15 protein-coding genes are annotated in these 15,973 nt (G+C 71.3%); 5 read left to right on the forward strand and 10 right to left on the reverse strand.

Going from position 1 to position 15,973, the window contains the following annotated elements; all coding sequences use genetic code 11:
* The coding region (locus ADL25_RS10720; RefSeq protein WP_199839137.1) for a CHASE3 domain-containing protein at nt 1-738 on the reverse strand (738 nt) is incomplete at its 3' end.
* 121 nt (nt 739-859) lie between these two features.
* On the opposite strand from ADL25_RS10720, the gene ADL25_RS10725 reads away from it, so the two are divergent.
* Together ADL25_RS10725 and ADL25_RS10730 are read left to right on the forward strand one after the other, a co-directional pair.
* On the forward strand, nt 860-1,216 hold the full coding sequence (locus ADL25_RS10725) for a hypothetical protein (RefSeq protein WP_234380867.1): 357 nt from the start codon (nt 860-862) through the stop codon (nt 1,214-1,216).
* A gap of 3 nt (nt 1,217-1,219) precedes the next feature.
* Complete coding sequence (locus tag ADL25_RS10730) at nt 1,220-1,651, forward strand: response regulator (RefSeq protein ID WP_059127443.1); 432 nt, start codon at nt 1,220-1,222, stop codon at nt 1,649-1,651.
* 133 nt (nt 1,652-1,784) lie between these two features.
* Here ADL25_RS10730 and ADL25_RS10735 read toward each other — a convergent pair whose 3' ends face one another.
* The gene (locus ADL25_RS10735) at nt 1,785-2,627 is read right to left on the reverse strand and encodes an RNA polymerase sigma factor SigF (protein ID WP_059127444.1); all 843 of its coding nucleotides are present in this window, start codon (nt 2,625-2,627) and stop codon (nt 1,785-1,787) included.
* Nucleotides 2,628-2,872: 245 nt separating this feature from the next.
* Nucleotides 2,873-3,337: an ATP-binding protein gene (locus ADL25_RS10740; protein WP_234380868.1), complete on the reverse strand. Its 465-nt coding sequence runs from the start codon at nt 3,335-3,337 to the stop codon at nt 2,873-2,875.
* Between the two features lie 590 nt (nt 3,338-3,927).
* Between ADL25_RS10740 and ADL25_RS10745 the strand changes: the two genes are divergently transcribed.
* A complete protein-coding gene (locus tag ADL25_RS10745) occupies nt 3,928-5,313 on the forward strand; it encodes an MFS transporter (protein ID WP_059127445.1) in 1,386 nt (461 codons plus the stop codon).
* A gap of 100 nt (nt 5,314-5,413) precedes the next feature.
* On the opposite strand, the gene ADL25_RS10750 is transcribed toward ADL25_RS10745, so the two are convergent.
* From ADL25_RS10750 to lnt, 4 genes are all read right to left on the reverse strand, one after another.
* Nucleotides 5,414-7,342 (reverse strand): helix-turn-helix domain-containing protein, encoded by a 1,929-nt coding sequence (locus ADL25_RS10750; RefSeq protein ID WP_059127446.1) that lies wholly within the window; start codon nt 7,340-7,342, stop codon nt 5,414-5,416.
* Between the two features lie 67 nt (nt 7,343-7,409).
* The gene (locus ADL25_RS10755; RefSeq protein WP_059127447.1) at nt 7,410-8,192 is read right to left on the reverse strand and encodes a 3-hydroxybutyrate dehydrogenase; all 783 of its coding nucleotides are present in this window, start codon (nt 8,190-8,192) and stop codon (nt 7,410-7,412) included.
* Nucleotides 8,193-8,246: 54 nt separating this feature from the next.
* Nucleotides 8,247-8,726 (reverse strand): NUDIX hydrolase, encoded by a 480-nt coding sequence (locus ADL25_RS10760; RefSeq protein WP_059127448.1) that lies wholly within the window; start codon nt 8,724-8,726, stop codon nt 8,247-8,249.
* A 9-nt stretch (nt 8,727-8,735) separates the two neighbouring features.
* A complete protein-coding gene (gene lnt / locus ADL25_RS10765; protein WP_059127449.1) occupies nt 8,736-10,394 on the reverse strand; it encodes an apolipoprotein N-acyltransferase in 1,659 nt (552 codons plus the stop codon).
* A 229-nt stretch (nt 10,395-10,623) separates the two neighbouring features.
* On the opposite strand from lnt, the gene ADL25_RS10770 reads away from it, so the two are divergent.
* On the forward strand, nt 10,624-11,670 hold the full coding sequence (locus ADL25_RS10770; RefSeq protein ID WP_079050297.1) for an O-antigen ligase family protein: 1,047 nt from the start codon (nt 10,624-10,626) through the stop codon (nt 11,668-11,670).
* Between the two features lie 75 nt (nt 11,671-11,745).
* Here the strand turns inward: ADL25_RS10770 and ADL25_RS10775 are convergent, their stop codons facing one another.
* Both ADL25_RS10775 and ADL25_RS10780 read right to left on the reverse strand, forming a co-directional pair.
* On the reverse strand, nt 11,746-12,279 hold the full coding sequence (locus tag ADL25_RS10775) for a hypothetical protein (protein WP_059127451.1): 534 nt from the start codon (nt 12,277-12,279) through the stop codon (nt 11,746-11,748).
* Between the two features lie 94 nt (nt 12,280-12,373).
* The gene (locus ADL25_RS10780) at nt 12,374-13,159 is read right to left on the reverse strand and encodes a glutamate racemase (protein ID WP_059127452.1); all 786 of its coding nucleotides are present in this window, start codon (nt 13,157-13,159) and stop codon (nt 12,374-12,376) included.
* 57 nt (nt 13,160-13,216) lie between these two features.
* Here ADL25_RS10780 and ADL25_RS10785 point away from each other — a divergent pair, with 57 nt between their 5' ends.
* Nucleotides 13,217-14,392, forward strand: coding sequence for a glycosyltransferase (locus ADL25_RS10785; protein ID WP_181923221.1), 1,176 nt, complete (start codon nt 13,217-13,219; stop codon nt 14,390-14,392).
* A gap of 31 nt (nt 14,393-14,423) precedes the next feature.
* Here the strand turns inward: ADL25_RS10785 and ADL25_RS10790 are convergent, their stop codons facing one another.
* A complete protein-coding gene (locus tag ADL25_RS10790) occupies nt 14,424-15,806 on the reverse strand; it encodes a TerD family protein (protein WP_059127593.1) in 1,383 nt (460 codons plus the stop codon).
* Between the last annotated feature and the right edge of the window lie 167 nt (nt 15,807-15,973).

Consider the following 15,973-nt stretch of genomic DNA (forward strand, 5'->3'; position numbering starts at 1 on the left):
GACTACGTCGATGGGGTGGTCGAAACGGCCCCGCGCCACCTCGCGGGCAGCCGTGCCGAGCCGGCTGAGAGGATCGGTGATACCGCGGCGCAGTCCCTCAAAGACGAGACCGGCCACCAGGGCGATGACAAGGCCGATGATGGCGAACATCCAGTTCCGCAGCGCCGTCGCACGACGCAAATCCCGCGTGGCCACCACCCGCTCGTCCTGCAGATGGGACTGCTGACGTGCCATCGCACGGCGCAGCGAGTCGAACACGGCCTTGCCCTCGTCGGCCCGTGCCGTGGTGATCTTCGAAGCCTCTGCGGGGCCGGCCACCGATACGGGCTGGGCTATGCGCTCACGCCAGGTGCCGGCCAGCTTCTCCACATCGGCCAGGTCGTCGAGAGCCCGGCCGTCGTGGCCGAGCAGGGACCGCAGCCGCTTCAGCGCCGCCTTCTCGTCGGCCACGCCCTGTGCGTACGGCTGCAGGAAGTCCTTCCGGCCGGACAGGCCGTAGCCGCGGATGCCGGTCTCCTGGTTGACCAGGGCCTCCTCCACCCGCATCGACTCGATCAGGGCCGGAGAGCGCCGGTCGACCAACGAGGAGGTGATCTGCGAGGTGCGCCACATGGCCCAGCCTCCCAACGACCCCAGCACCGCAAGGAGGATCAGGGTGGTGGCCACCCCAACCCGCAGCCAGCGACGGGTGGTCCAGCCGGCGAACACACCCGCGGTGTCCGTCCGCTTGCTTGTCATCGCGCCCTGCATCTCTCCCCCGACCGACCGGTCACACGCGCCGTGGCGCGACAGGCACACTGTACCCGCGGCCCGACAACGCCTGTTGTCACATCCGAGATCAACGCCCTAGGGTGGTGCCATGCCTGGTCCACCTTCCACTTTTCGTCCGACGGACGGGGAGACGGCCGCGCTGGTGACCCAGCTGGTGGACGAACTCGCCCGGCGACTCGCGCAGGAAGCCGCCCACCCGCCCGCAGAGCCCCTCGACATGACCGACGAGTCGCGCCGGCGGGCCCTCGTACGCCTGCGTGTCCTCGCCGATGTCAAACAGGCCGTCCGGCATCTCGAGGACGAGGCCGCCCACACCGCGGCCGCGAGCGGAGCCGGTTACCCGGAGATCGGCCAGGCCGTCGGCATGAGCCGTCAAGGAGCCCGGCGCCACTGGCCCGGGCTGATCAGCAACAGCACCCCTCACCCAACCCCCCGGAGCTCGTGAATCATGGCTGCCGCCGCAATCCGCCCCTATGACGTGCTGCTGGTCGAGGACGACGTCGCCGACGCGATGCTCATCCAGGACGCACTCGCCGAGCGCGGTACCCGAAACCTCACCCAGGTCTCCGACGGCATCGCCGCCCTGGACTACCTCCGCGACCCGTCCAAGGAGCGGCCCGACCTGATCGTGCTCGACCTCAACATGCCCCGCATGAACGGCCGCGAGTTCCTTGCCGTGGTGAAGGAGGACGCCGACCTGCGCACCATCCCGGTCGTCGTACTGACCACGTCAGCCGCTCCCGACGACGTCACCGGCGCCTACCACCACCATGCCAACGCCTACATCACCAAGCCGGTCAATCTCGAGGAGTTCGAGGCGGCGGTCCACAGCATCGACGCCTTCTACCTCGACGTCGCCGTCAAGCCCCCCAAGAAGTGACGTCCGGCGGCGGCCGGTCCGCGGAGCCCCGGTGGGTCCGGCAGTCGCCGGGGCGGAGTACGGCCGTCGCGGGCGCGACGACATGACGGGGCTTGCCGGGCGTTCTCCGTGCCGGCGGATCCCCGGCCGTCAGTCACCGCAGAGCATGCCCTTCGCGCAGTCGGGCCAGCAGGCGGGAGATCAGGCGTGAGACGTGCATCTGGGAGACGCCCAGGCGTTCGCCGATCTCGGCCTGGGTGAGCTCTTCGACGAACCGCCAGTGGATGATCCGGCGGTCGCGTTCGTCGAGTTCGGCGATCATCGGCGCCAGGGCGTGGAAGTCCTCGACCAGTTCCAGAGCCGTGTCCTCGTCCCCGATGAAGTCGGCCAGCACGGACTCCCCGTCCTCACTGCCGCCGATCGCCGCGTCCAAAGAGGCCGACGTGTAGCCGTTGGAGGCCAGTTGCGCCTCGACGACCTCGTCCTCGGGCAGGCTCATCAGTTCGGACAGTTCCCCGGTGGTCGGCGTCCGGCCCAGCCGGCTGCGCAGCTCCTCGTTCGCGCGCGCCAGTTGCACACGGGCCTCTTGCAGCCGCCGGGGCACATGCACGGCCCAGGACGTGTCACGGAAGAACCGCTTGATCTCCCCCACGATGTACGGGACGGCGAACGAGGTGAACTCGACCTCGCGGGAGATCTCGAACCGGTCGATGGCCTTGATCAGTCCGATCACACCGACCTGGACGATGTCCTCCATCTCCTCCGGTCCACGACTGCGGAACCGGCCGGCCGCGAAGCGGACCAGGGACGTGTTCATCTCGATCAGAGTGTTGCGGACGTGCTGGTAGTCGGACGTGCCCTCCTCCAGCACCGCCAGCTGCTCGAAGAACAGCTTCGACAACTCCCGCGCGTCCCTGGGTGCGACCTTGGACGGGTCCGCGATCTCCGGCACGTCCACCGTCTGCTCGGTCGTCTGCACGGTCTTCGTCGCCACGATGCGCCCTCCCTGTCGATCGGCCTGGTCTCACCGGTCCGCCGTCCGGCAAGCAGGCGCATACCCCGGCTGCCGACCGGCATTCCTCCGGCTGCACCCTCCACCCCGGCGGCCCATGGTGTTCACCCGTACTTCCGATGGGCCTGCGACCGCCACGAGTCCCGTCGGCGCACGCCGCAAAGCGCTCGGGGCCGCGGTCGTCCGCCGCAGGCTTCGGCATGGGCTCCGTACGACGCCCGACGGACGTCCTACGCAGGTCCGGAGTCCAGCGGCAGCCACGCGGTGATGCGCTTGCCGACCGTCTCCGCCCGCATGCTGAGGTGGGCGGCGACGGCCTTCACGATCTCCAGTCCGTGCTGGCCCACCCGCTCGGGGTCGGCGGCTCGAGCCGTCGGCAGAACGGTATCGCTGTCCCACACCTCGACCTGCACCGTCGATCGGGCCACTCGCAACCGCAGCAGAATGGGGCCCGGAGCGTACTTGCGCGCATTGGTGACCAGCTCGCTGACCACCAACTGGGTGAGGTCCACGACCCGTTCGGGGATGCCGCGACCGTGCCCCGTGGAGTCCTGGGTGAGAAAGGCGGCAGCCAGACGGCGCGCTTCGGCTATGCACCCGCCGTCACCCGACAATGCGATCGTCGTCTCCGGCTCATCGGCGTCCTGACTCCCGGGACACCGGCCCTCGTACTCCTCGTCCAGCCGGTCTGCCATACCCGCCTCTCCCCGCATGCTCAGTACCCGGGTGGGTACCACGCCCGCACTGCACGGTCTGTGGCTGCACCGTCCGGGTGCACAACCAGTACCACGCGCGAGCCGTCCTTCGACCAGAAATTCCGCTCGGAGACATCTACGACCGCTTCGCCGGGGAAAGCCCTGCCGAAACACCGAACGCAACGGAATCCGTGGCCGACCGGGCGGAGCGGCCGCGCCGGCACATCTGGAAAGGGCGGGTGACACGCTCGCCACCGGCCTGGCGCGGACGGAGGAGGCGGCGGCCAAAGGGGCCGAACTTGGCTGAGCCGCCCTCGAACGCCGCCCGGGGAGGGGCAGTTCGCACACAGCCACTCCCCCTCCCCGTCCCCGGGCCGGCCGTCTTGGTCCGACTCGGCTCGGCTCGCGGATCGGGCCGGTGCGCACAGCCCCACCGACACCGACACGGGACCTCGGTACACCCTTCATGGTGGAAGCACGCACTTCACCACCCAGAACTGTGGTGTCCCACCACATACGCCTCCCACTTGCCCGTTCCTACGGTGTGGCGACACACAATCGTCCCCGTCGAACGCCAGGAAGTGGTTCCGATGTCCTCCTCCGCGACCGCTCCACCAGCGCCGTCCCGTCTCCCCCGTATCGTCGCCGCCAGCCTCATCGGCACCACCATCGAGTGGTACGACTTCTTCCTCTACGGGTCCGCCGCCGCGCTCGTCTTCAACAAGCTGTTCTTCCCCGACTCCGACCCGCTCGTCGGCACCCTGCTGTCCTTCCTGACATATGCCGTCGGCTTCGCCGCCCGTCCGCTCGGCGCCCTGGTCTTCGGCCACTACGGCGACCGGCTCGGCCGCAAGAAGCTGCTGGTGCTGAGCCTGCTGCTGATGGGCGGCGCGACCTTCGCCATCGGTCTGCTGCCCACGCACGCCACGGTCGGCGCCGCCGCGCCCGTCCTGCTCACGGTGCTGCGTCTGGTGCAGGGCTTCGCGCTCGGCGGTGAGTGGGGCGGCGCCGTCCTGCTCGTGTCGGAGCACGGTGACGCACGGCGGCGCGGCTTCTGGGCCTCCTGGCCGCAGACCGGTGCACCGGCCGGGCAACTCCTCGCCACGGGCGTGCTGTCGCTGCTGACCGCCGTCCTGTCCGACAGCGCCTTCGGCTCCTGGGGATGGCGCATCCCGTTCCTCCTGTCCGGAGTGCTGGTGATCGTCGGTTTGTGGATTCGTCTGTCTGTCGATGAATCGCCCGTGTTCCAGCAGGCGTTGGCGCAGGCCGAGGCCCGCAGCTCGGCGCCGGGGGCCGGCTCCGAGAAGCTCCCGCTGGTGTCCGTTCTGCGCCACCACTGGCGGGACGTGCTGATCGCCATGGGCGCCCGCATGGCGGAGAACATCAGCTACTACGTGATCACCGCCTTCATCCTCGTCTACGCCACCACATCGGCCGGGGTCTCCAAGCAGACCGCGCTCAACGCCGTACTCATCGCCTCCGCCGTGCACTTCGCCGTCATCCCGGGCTGGGGCGCGCTCTCGGACCGGATCGGCCGCCGGCCGGTCTATCTGCTGGGCGCGGCCGGGGTGGGGCTGTGGATGTTCCCGTTCTTCGCGCTCACCGACACGGGTGGGTTCGGCAACCTCGTGCTCGCCGTGACCGTCGGACTGGTGCTGCACGGGGCGATGTACGCACCTCAGGCGGCCTTCTTCTCGGAGATGTTCGCGACCCGGATGCGCTACTCGGGTGCGTCCATCGGCGCCCAGTTCGCCTCGGTGGCGGCAGGTGCCCCGGCTCCGCTCATCGCGACCGCGCTGCTCTCCGAGTACGACAGCTCCACGCCGATCACCCTGTACGTCATCGGGGCGTCCGTTCTGACCCTCATCGCGGTGGGCGTCGCGAAGGAGACACGCCACCGCGACCTGGCCCGGGTCGACTCCTCCGTGGAGACGGAACCCGCCGGGACGCGCACGGCTGACGCACCCATCATCTGACGGACCGGCACCGAGCGACCCCGTGCGCCACCGCGTGCGGGGCCGCTCGCCGTTCGCCTCCAGGACGCGCCGCCGCCCTGGTACGGAGGGCGGTGCCGGGTCATCGGGAAACGGGGGAGGAGGACAACCGGTGCAGTCGCAGCGCCAGTTGTATCTCCAGCGTGCGGGCCGGGCTCTGCCAGTCGGCGCCGAGGAGCCTGCCCACCCGTTCCAGACGCTGCGCCACCGTGTTCACATGCACGTGCAGTTCGTCCTTGGTGCGCGCCGGGCTCATCCCGCAGTCGAAGTACGCGTCGAGGGTGCGGACGAGGTCGGTACCGCGGCGTTCGTCGTAAGTGACGACCTCGCCGATCGTGCGCTCGACATAGCCGGCGATGTCCCGGTCCCCGGCGAGCAGCAGCCCGAGGAATCCGAAGTCGTCGGCGGCGGCGCCGTCCCCGGTCCGGCCCAGCAGGCGCAGCGCGTCGAGGCAGCGCCGCCCCTCCGCATGGGCCGCCGCCACCGCGTCGGGACGGGCTGCGAGGTCCGAGACGGGCCCGGACGCTCCGACGGTGACGCGTTCATGGACGGCCGTGCCCAGCTCTCCGGCGGTGCGGCGGGCGAGATCCGTAGCGCTGTCACCCGGTTCGAGGGGGAGCAGCAGGACCGTACCGCCGGCGCGGGTGGCGGCGAGCCCACGGCGGGTGGACGCGAGATGGGACGCGGCGGACCACAGACGACGGCGAGCGGCCGCATCCTGGTCGGCGTCGCCCGATGTGCCCTCGAGACGGGCGGCGAGCACCACATGGGTGGCGTCCAGGTCGGCGCGCAGGCGCGCGGCACGTTCGCGCAGCACGCGCGGGTCGCGGTCACGGCCGTCGAGCAGATCGTCCAGCAACTCGCCCCGGACGCGCTGCTCCGCCTCGACGGCCGAGCGGCGGGCCAGCAGAAGCAGCGAGGTGACCATGGCCGCCCGCTCCAGGGTGCGCTGATCGACGGGGTCGAGCCCCGGGTGGCCCCGCAGTACCAGCGCGCCGAACAACTCGTCGCCGGCCGACACCGCGGCGATCCAGTCCTGCCCGTGGCGCACGGCATGGCCCTCCGCGCGGGACGCCTCCAAGGGCGCGGTGCGGGCGGTGGACGCCTCGGCGAACTCGACCGTGCCGTCGAGGACCTGTGAGACCGCCGCCGCCACATCGTGGACGCCACCGCCGCGCAAGACGAGTTCGGCGAGGCGGTCGTGGACGTCGGAGGCCCGCTCGACGGCCCCGCTGCGGTCGCGGATGATCTCGTTGGCGCGTGCGAGCCGGTCCAGGGCCGAACGCGTCTCGGTGAGCAGGTTCGCGGTGTCGATGGCGGCGGCGGCCAGCGCGGCGAACGAACCCAGGAGCGCGATCTCCTCCCGCTCGAAGACCCGGGCCCGCCGGTCGGCGGCGAAGAGCACCCCGATCACCTGAGGGCCGATCATCAGCGGTACGCCGAGGATCGCCACGAGACCCTCGTCGCTCACCCCGGTGTCGATCGTGCGGGTGTGCTGGAAGCGGTCGTCGTCGAAGTAGTCCGGTGTGACATAGGGCCGGGCGGTCTGGGCGACGAGTCCGCCGAGCCCCTCCCCCATGCCGAGCCTCAGTTGCTGGAAGCGAGCCGCGACCGAGCCCTCGGTGACCCTCATATAGGTGTCCCCGGCCGCCTCGTCGTGCAGGGTCAGATAGGCGACGTCCGTGCTCAGCAGGGATCTGGCACGCTGCACGATCGCCTGCAGCACGGCGTCGACGTCGCGCAGCCCGGCCAGGTCGTGGGCGGTCTCGAAGAGGGCGGACAGCTCGGCCTCGCGCCGCCGCCGGCCCTCCATCTCCGCGCGCACGCGCAGGGCGAGCACCTTGGCCCGTTCCAGCGCTTCGACGCGCTCCGCCGACAGGCCTTCGGCGCGGGCGAGCAGCACCGGCTGTTCGTACGCGTCGGCCGACGCGCGCCGGGCCAGGAGCTCCAGGAACGGCGCCTCGGCTCCGGTGCCGAGGCGCTCCGCGGACTGTACGTGATCGCGAGCCATGCCCCCAGAATGGCCCACGGTGGGGCCGGGTCCACCCGACCTGTGGACAACCTTTGACATGCGCGGCTCAGTGCGCCGTCCAGCCGCCGTCTAGCACCAGCGACGTACCGGTGATGAAGGACGCCTGCGGGCTGCACAGATAGGCCACCGCCTCGGCGACCTCCTCGGGTTCGATCAATCGCTTGACGGCACTGTCCTGGAGAAGCACCTCCGACAGCACACGCTCCTCGGGGATCCCGTGCACCCGTGCCTGGTCCGCGAGTTGCTTCTCGACGAGGGGCGTGCGCACGTAGGCCGGGTTCACGCAGTTGGAGGTGACGCCATGGGGGGCGCCTTCCAGGGCGGCGGCCTTCGAGAGCCCTTCGAGTCCGTGTTTGGCGCTGACGTACGCCGCCTTGAACGCCGAGGCACGCAGCCCGTGCACCGACGAGATGTTGACGATGCGGCCCCAGCCCTGTCCGTACATATGGGGCAGCGCCCCGCGCACGAGCCGGAACGGTGCCTCGAGCATCACCGTCAGTACGGTGTGGAAGACGTCGGGCGGGAACTCGTGCAGCGGGCTGACCAGTTGCAGACCCGCGTTGTTGACCAGGACGTCGGTGCCCGCGGCGATCTCCTCGGCGGCGTCGAGGTCGGTGAGGTCGAGGACGTGCGGCTCGAGGGTGCCCTCGAGACCGCGGGCGGCGCCGACCAGGTCGTCGAGACCCGCGGCGTCCCGGTCGACCGCTCTCACCTTGGCCCCGGCGGCGGCCAGCCGCAGCGAGCAGGCGCGGCCGATGCCGCCGGCGGCACCGGTGACGAGGGCGGTGCGTCCGCCGAGGTCGGGCGAGGTGTGCGGGGCAGGCGTCATGGCTCGACCCTAGGCAGTGGCCCAGCCCCACCCCATATGTTCATCGCACATACTTCAGAGCGGATTGGTGGGGTCGAACCATGTGGGTACGTCGGACAGTGCCTGCTTGATCCGGAGCAGGCCGAACTCGTTCAGTTCGGGCAGGGCGTCCACCGTGAACCAGCCGACCTCGAGCGACTCGTCGTCGTTCACACGTGCCTCACCGCCGACGGCCCGGCAGCGGAACGTGATGTCCATGTACTGGCAGATGTCGCCGTTCATGTAGGTCACCTGTTCCAGTGCCTGCACGAGGACGACCCGTTCGGGGACGCATCGCACCGCCGTCTCCTCGTACACCTCGCGCACCGCACAGGCCGCGGGCTGCTCCCCCGGGTCGGGGATGCCCCCGATCACCGACCACCGCCCGTTGTCGGCACGGCGCCCCAGCAGCACTCTGCCGTCGTCGTCGAAGACGACGGCCGTGACACCGGGGAGCCACAGCAGCTGATGTCCGGCCGAAGCGCGGATGGTCCGGATGAAGTCGGGAGTGGCCATGGCCAGAGCCTAACGGGCCGACTCCGGCACCCCCGGCTCATCGACACGTACGTCCTGCGCGGCGCGCCCGCGGCGGCCGCGGATCACCGACACCGCCCCCCAGCCGAGCCCGGCGGCAGCGACCAGCACCAGCAGCATCTCCGGCAGGATGCCGAGCCGGGTGGCCGGCGTCTCGGAGGAGCGCAGCGGCACCTTCTGGACGAGTGAGGCGGCGACGAACATCCCGGTCCGCTGGGTGATCTTCCCGTCCGGCATGATCACGGCGCTGACACCGCTGGTCACGGGCACGGTGACGGTGCGACTGTGCTCCACCGCCCGCACCCGGGACATGGCGAGCTGCTGGTAGGTCATCTCGCTGCGGTCGAAGGTCGCGTTGTTGCTCGGGACCGAGATCAGTTGCGCCCCGTCGAGGACGGTGCTGCGCACGGTCCAGTCGAAGGCCGCTTCGTAGCAGGTCACCAGGCCGACCTTGGCGTCCGCCATGGTGAAGACGCCCGGCTTGTGCCCCCGGCTGAAGTCCTGGCGCACCATCGACGTCCAGTTCTTGTTGATGACACCGAGCAGCGAGCGCAGCGGCAGATACTCGCCGAAGGGCTGCACCTGCCGCTTGTCGTAGGTGTCCACCGGGCCCTTGTCGGGATCCCACAGGATCTGCTCGTTGTAGAGCTTGCCCCCGCGCTCGACCACTCCGCCCACGGAGATGGGCACGCCGATCGCCTTCGCGGCGCCTTCGATCACGGCGGCGGCGTCGGGATTGGCGAAGGGGTCGACATCCGAGGAGTTCTCGGGCCACAGCACCAGATCGGGCTTCGGTACCTTGCCCTCCCTGACCTGCTCGGCCAGACGCTCGGTCTCCCGCGCGTGGTAGTCGAGGACGGCACGCCGCTGCGCGTTGAACTCGAGCCCGGCGCGCGGCACGTTGCCCTGGACGACGGCGACGGTGGCGGTCCCGTTCTCGGCCTTGTCGCTGACCAGGGAACGCGCGGCCACGGCGCCGAGCACGGGAGCGGCGACACTGATCAGTGCGACGACGGCCGCCCCGCGCCAGGGCCCCGCGCCGCGGCGCCCGTCCACGGCGACGCGCACGATCTCGTAGAGACCGAATCCGCACAGCACGACCGCGAAGCCCAGCACCGGGGTGCCGCCGACGGCGGCGAGGGGCAGAAAGACGCCGTCGGCCTGACCGAAGGCGATCTTCCCCCAGGGAAAGCCGCCGAACGGCGCACGGGCCCGTGCGGCCTCTCCCGCGATCCACACCGCGGCCGCCCACACCGGCCAGGCGGGCAGCCGCGAGACCAGCACGACGCCCGCGCCGACGAGCGCGACGAACAGGGCCTCCACCGCGACCAGCGCGAGCCATGGACCGGAACCGACCTCGACGCCGGTCCAGACGAGCAGCGGAAGCAGAAAACCGAGACCGAACAGATAGCCGAGGCCGAGGCCCGCCTTCCAGGTGCGGCCGCGCAGACTCCAGCCGAACACGGCGAAGGCCGGCAGCGCCAGCCACCACAGCGTCCGGGGCGGAAAGCTGACGTACAGCAGCACTCCGGAGAGCGCCGCGGCTGCGGCAGGAACGAGGCGGCGAACCCGGCGCACGGCACGGGGTGCCCCTGCGGACCGCGGTTCGAGCCGCTCCGGCCCGCCCACGGAAGTAGCGGTGACGGTCACCCGGGGAGTCTACGGCGCGTGACCGAACCCCCGACAGCTCGGTTCGGGCGCATCCGGGCCACCCCGTCCCCGTTCGGGGCGTTGGCTCCCCTCCATCCGGTGCATCGTTCCTGCGCAACTCATCCACAAACCGGCGCATCACCCGTTACCGTGTGCCCGAGCCTGTGAGGTGCGGCCGGATGCGGCCGGACGGTCGGGCCCGGCACAGGGGGGTGGCGGGGTGGAATCCATGGGGACGGAGTCCGCGACCGGGGCCGCGGACGCGGAAGACGACAGACGAAACGTTTCTGATACGGCGGGCGTCCTGGTGCTCGGCGCCTGCGCCGCATGGTCGCTGATCACGGCGGGCGCACACGGCGGCAGGCCCGAGGGTTTTCTGCTCGCCGTGCTCGCGGTCGCCGCGGGTTATGCGGCCGGACGGATACTGGGAGCTCTTCTGCCGTTCGCCGCTCCTGCCGCGGGGGCCCTGGCCGGCCTGGGGCTGGCCCTCGCCGCACCACATGCCACGGCAGGACCGCAGGTCGTGACGCCCCCCGGGGACACCGGTGCGATCGCCGCGCTGCTCGCGCTGTCCACGGGGGCCGCCTGCTGCGCCGCCTGGGCGGCCCGGTTCCCGGCGCAGCGGCTGGCGCTCCGGTCGGCGGCCCTGGGAATCGCGGTGGTGGCGGCGGCGCTCGGCTCGACAACGGGCCTGGTCGCCTCCGCCGGGGTCCTGCTGTGCTCGCTCGCCGCCGACCGGATGCGGCATCGCGCCCTCGCGCTGTCGGGTCTCGCACTCGTGGCGGTCCTGGTGACGGGGACGACCTGGGCGGTCGCCGGGAACGTACTGCCCGACGGGCTCGGCTCCTATCTCGAGGACCAGCTCGGCCCGCACCGGGTCCTGCTCTGGCGGGACGCGCTCACGCTCGCTCACCGCGACCCCGCGCTCGGCGCAGGCCCCGGGCGCTTCGGGGAGCTGAGTCCCACAGCCGCGCAGTCCCTCCTGCCCGACGGCAAGCCCCACTCCGCGCCGCTGCAACTGGCCGCCGAACAGGGAGTGACCGGAGTGGCACTGCTCGCGGCGGTCTTCTGCTGGGTGCTGTACGCACTGCGGCGCACCGGGCGCCCCACTCCCGTCGCGCTGACGGGGGGCGCCACGCTGACCGCGCTCGCCGTGATCGCGTCGGTGGGCAACGCGTTGAGCTTCACCGCGGTGACGGCGGGAACAGGTCTGCTCGCCGGCATCGCGACGGCACACCCTCTGGCGGACGAGGGAGGTGCGCGGACGCAGACTTGAGGGGTGCTCCGCCGGGGTGGACACACCGGGTGCCCGAGGTGAGGCAAGAAACGGCGGACCGTCCGGCCGCACGGGTCAGTGCGTGGCGCCCGGCAGGCTCGGGTGCAGCCGGGCGCGGATGACCCGTACCGCCGTCTCGGCGTTGTCGACGGTGATCGTGAACGTGTGACCGTCCCACAGCCGCAGGACCACGCCCTCACCGCGCCGGACCACGACGGCCGTGCCCTTCTCGGGACGCCAGCGGTAGCCCCAACCGCCCCACTGCCGGGGAGTGACCCTGGGCGCGAACTCGGCCCCGGCCACGAGCGAGAGGGGGATGCGGCGGCGGGGGACGCCGATGTGGCCGCATCTGACCTCGAGGCAGTCCTTGTCGACCTTCACCGCCACGTGCACGAACGCGAGCGTTCCGAACAGGACCAGCAGCCCGGCCGCGATACAGCCGACGACGGACATCACCAGGGGGACGATGCCGGACGTCCACGCCGATTCGACCGCCAGCGCGATGCCGAGCGCCATACAGGCGGCACCGCCGAGCGCCAGCAGCCACTGGGCACGATTGGTCGCACGCCCCGTCCAGATATCGGGGTCGCCCTGGGGAAGGTCCCTCATGCATCGAGAGTACCCAGCTTCCGGAACGCGGGCACCAGGTCGCGCAGAGTCACTGAGTCCGGCGCCGGTTCTGTAAAGGGGAGCAGTGCGCCCCTCAGCGTGCGGGGCTGACCGCCTGGAGAAGCCTGCCTTCGGGATACGTCAGCGCCTCGGCGGGCAGCACGCCCTCACGACCGCTCAGGAGCACCGCGAGACCGCCCACGGCGGGGGCGTCCGGCGCCGCGGTCTCCCCGAGGCGGCGCAGCGCCTGCGCGGCCACCGCTCCGGCGGTCCCGTGCAGGATCAGCGGGGCGCGGCCCGGCCTCTGGAGAGCCGTACGGATGGGTTCGGCCACCAGTTCGTAATTGGTGCAGCCGAGGACGACGGTCGTGACGTCCTCGGGGGTCAGTGCCGCGGCCCTGGCGACGGCGGCCTCGACGGCCGGGCGGTCGACATGGTGCACGGCGTCGGCGAGCCCGGGGCACGGCACCTCGGCCACGGTCACCCCGTCGGCGAAGTCCCGGATGAGTCCGCGCTGGTAGGCACTCCCCGTGGTGGCGGGCGTGGCCCAGATCGCGACGGGTCCGCCGCCCGCTGCGGCCGGCTTGATCGCCGGCACCGTGCCGATGACGGGGAGATCGGGCTCGAAACGGGCACGCAGCGCGGGCAGGGAGTGCACGGATGCTGTGTTGCAGGCGACGATCAGCACATCGGGACGGTGTGCGGCGGCCGCCTCGGCGACGGCCAGGGCGCGGGCGGTGATGTCCTCGGGGGTGCGCGGGCCCCAGGGCATCCCGTCGGGGTCCCAGGAGAGGACGAGATCCGCGTCGGGCCGCAGTCTGCGTACCGCTGCGGCGGCCGGAAGGAGGCCGAGTCCGGAGTCCATGAGCGCGATCTTCACCCGGCCACGATAGACGATGTGCCACGGTCGGCCATCGTGGTGGGGCAGACTGCGCGCGTGAGCGCCATCGTGTGGACTGCCGCGCTATCACTCGCGGCCTGGTTGTGGTTGCTGCTGTGCCAGGGCTTCTTCTGGCGTACGGACGTGCGACTGCCGGCCCGCCGGAACCCCGGCGACTGGCCGTCCGTCTGCATCGTCGTGCCCGCACGCGACGAGGCAGCGGTACTGGAGCGGAGCCTGCCCTCGCTGCTCGCGCAGGACTATCCCGGACGTGCCGAGGTCTTCCTGATCGACGACGGCAGTTCGGACGGCACCGGGGAGCTGGCCCGCGACCTCGCCGAGCGGCACGGCGGGCTGCCGCTGACCGTCGACTCGCCCGGCGAACCGCCGGCCGGCTGGACCGGAAAACTGTGGGCCGTGCGCCACGGGATCGCCCTCGCACGTGTGCGTGAACCCGAGTATCTCCTGCTCACGGATGCCGATATCGCTCATGCCCCCGACAGTCTGCGGGAGCTGGTGGCGTCCGCGCGCACCGGCGGCTTCGACCTCGTCTCACAGATGGCCCGGCTCCGGGTGGAGAGCGTGTGGGAGCGACTCGTCGTCCCCGCGTTCGTGTACTTCTTCGCCCAGCTGTACCCCTTCCGCCGGATCGCGGTGCCCGGGAGCCGAACGGCGGCCGCGGCAGGCGGTTGCGTGCTGCTGCGCACCGAGGCGGCCGGGCGTGCGCGTATCCCCGATGCCATCCGGCAGGCGGTCATCGACGACGTGGCGCTCGCACGAGCGGTCAAGAACGGCGGCGGCCGCATCTGGCTGGGGCTCGCCGACCGCGTCGAGAGCGTGCGGCCGTATCCGCGGCTGCACGACCTGTGGCGGATGGTCTCCCGCAGCGCCTACGCCCAACTGCGCCACAATCCGCTGCTCCTGGCCGGCACGGTGCTCGGACTGGCCCTCGTCTATCTGGTTCCGTCGGCCGCCCTGATCGCCGGGATCGTCACCGGGAACCTTGCGGCGGTGGTGATCGGCGGGCTGGCGAAACTGGTGATGACGGCGACGTACCTCCCGATGCTGCGCTACTACCGCCAGCCGCCGCTGCTCGCGCTGTCGCTGCCGGTCACGGCGTTGCTGTATCTGTTCATGACGGTCGACTCGGCGGTGCAACACTACCGGGGGCGAGGTGCGGCCTGGAAGGGCCGCACCTACGCGCGCCCGGACGCGGCGTTCGAGGAGCGGTGAAACGGGCCGGTCGCAGGGCCGACCGGTCGCGTCATTTTCTGCCCGGGGTCCAGTTCATGCCCCACCCGTAGGCGCGGTCGATCGTGCGCTGTGGGCTGACCCCGCGCTCCGGAACGAGGTAGCGGGCCTCGCGCTGGACGATCAGGTCGCCGCCGGAGTTGGTGATGAGGGCGAGGGCGCACACGGTCGAGGGCACCGTGCACTCGTCGAGGGAGAACTCGACGGGTGCGCCGTGCTGCGGCTGGAGCGTGACCGTGGCGTGCAGGTCGGCGAAGGAGCGGGCGCCTTCGTAGATGGTCACGAAGATGAGAATGCGCCTGAAGCTCTGCGTGCGGTCGAGGTTGACGGTGAGGTTCTCGCCGGTCTCCACCGCTCCGGTGCGGTCGTCGCCGTCGAGGTGGATGTACGGCGGATGGTGCAGCGAGCCGAAGGCGTTGCCGAGCGCCTGGACGACTCCCTTGCTGCCGTCGGACAGTTCGAACAGGGCGCACAGGTCAAGATCGAGGTCCGAGTGCCGGGCCACGGCCCGGCCGCGCTTGCTGCCCCAGCCGGAAAACTGTTTATGCACCTGCCAGTTGAGGTTCACGCGCATGAAACCGGACGTTCCGCCCTGTTTGCTGAGCGAGACCGAGGGGGCCTGCTTGGTGAGCGTGACCTTGGTGAGGCGGACGGGGGCCGGGGGCACCGGAGCAGCGGCGGCCGGCACGGGCGCGGGCGCACCGTAGGGCCCCGTCGGAGCGGGTGGCGGCGGCCCGTACGGGGAGGTGGGCGGCACCGCGGTCACCGGGGGCGCAGGCACCGCCACGGGCGGCATCGGCGGCGGGGGCACCGTGACCGGCGCAGCCGGCCGGTCGGTACGCGGGGCGGGCGGAGAAGGCGGCGCCGCGCGCTGCGGCTCGTCCACCGTGATGCCGTAGTCCGTGGCCAGCCCCTCGAGCCCACTGCTGTAGCCCTGCCCGACGGCACGGAACTTCCAGGCGCCCTGGCGACGGTAGAACTCCCCCAGCACGAAGGCGGTCTCTACGCCCGCCGCGGGGTCGAAGCGTGCGATCTCCGTGCCCTGCTGCGCGTCCAGCACACGGATGGCGAGCCCGGGCACCTGCCCGAACGTGCCCCCGTCGGCGGAGGCGGCGAGCACCACGGTCTCGATCGCAGGCTCCACGCGCGCGAGATCGACCACGAGCGTGTCCGTCACCTGCCCGCCGGCGTTCCGCTTGCCTTCGTGGCGCACCGCACCCGAGGAGTGCGTGGGCTGGTTGTAGAAGACGAAGTCCCCGTCGGTCCGGACCTTCCCGGAGATCAGCAGCAGTGCCGAGGCGTCCACGTCGGGCACGCCGGGTCCTGGGCGCCAGCCCAGTTCGACGCGCAGTGCCGCCGTCGGCACTTGAAGGTTGGATCCTTTCGACATTGACATGTCCGCCCCCATCACGTGGTGCCGCACCGGGACCGAGGCCCGGAACGGTCCGTTGCAACCGTCGCGGTCAACCTATTCCCCCGGAGCCCGAACTCCCATGACCCCGACCGCGGGACCACCGGCCAACCCCCGGTAACCCACCGGGAACTCGGCCTTTACACGTTCTC

This window comes from Streptomyces sp. NRRL F-5122 (genome assembly GCF_001507435.1).
GTDB classification, from domain to species: domain Bacteria; phylum Actinomycetota; class Actinomycetes; order Streptomycetales; family Streptomycetaceae; genus Streptomyces; species Streptomyces lannensis.

Coding starts and splice junctions, on each gene's coding strand:
- ADL25_RS10745 (WP_059127445.1), top strand. CDS start 3,928: ATGTCCTCCTCCGCGACCGCTCCACCAGCGCCGTCCCGTCTCCCCCGT.
- ADL25_RS10730 (WP_059127443.1), top strand. CDS start 1,220: ATGGCTGCCGCCGCAATCCGCCCCTATGACGTGCTGCTGGTCGAGGAC.
- ADL25_RS10755 (WP_059127447.1), bottom strand. CDS start 8,192: ATGACGCCTGCCCCGCACACCTCGCCCGACCTCGGCGGACGCACCGCC.
- ADL25_RS10770 (WP_079050297.1), top strand. CDS start 10,624: ATGGGGACGGAGTCCGCGACCGGGGCCGCGGACGCGGAAGACGACAGA.
- ADL25_RS10740 (WP_234380868.1), bottom strand. CDS start 3,337: ATGGCAGACCGGCTGGACGAGGAGTACGAGGGCCGGTGTCCCGGGAGT.
- ADL25_RS10775 (WP_059127451.1), bottom strand. CDS start 12,279: ATGAGGGACCTTCCCCAGGGCGACCCCGATATCTGGACGGGGCGTGCG.
- ADL25_RS10725 (WP_234380867.1), top strand. CDS start 860: ATGCCTGGTCCACCTTCCACTTTTCGTCCGACGGACGGGGAGACGGCC.
- ADL25_RS10760 (WP_059127448.1), bottom strand. CDS start 8,726: ATGGCCACTCCCGACTTCATCCGGACCATCCGCGCTTCGGCCGGACAT.
- ADL25_RS10790 (WP_059127593.1), bottom strand. CDS start 15,806: ATGTCAATGTCGAAAGGATCCAACCTTCAAGTGCCGACGGCGGCACTG.
- ADL25_RS10750 (WP_059127446.1), bottom strand. CDS start 7,342: ATGGCTCGCGATCACGTACAGTCCGCGGAGCGCCTCGGCACCGGAGCC.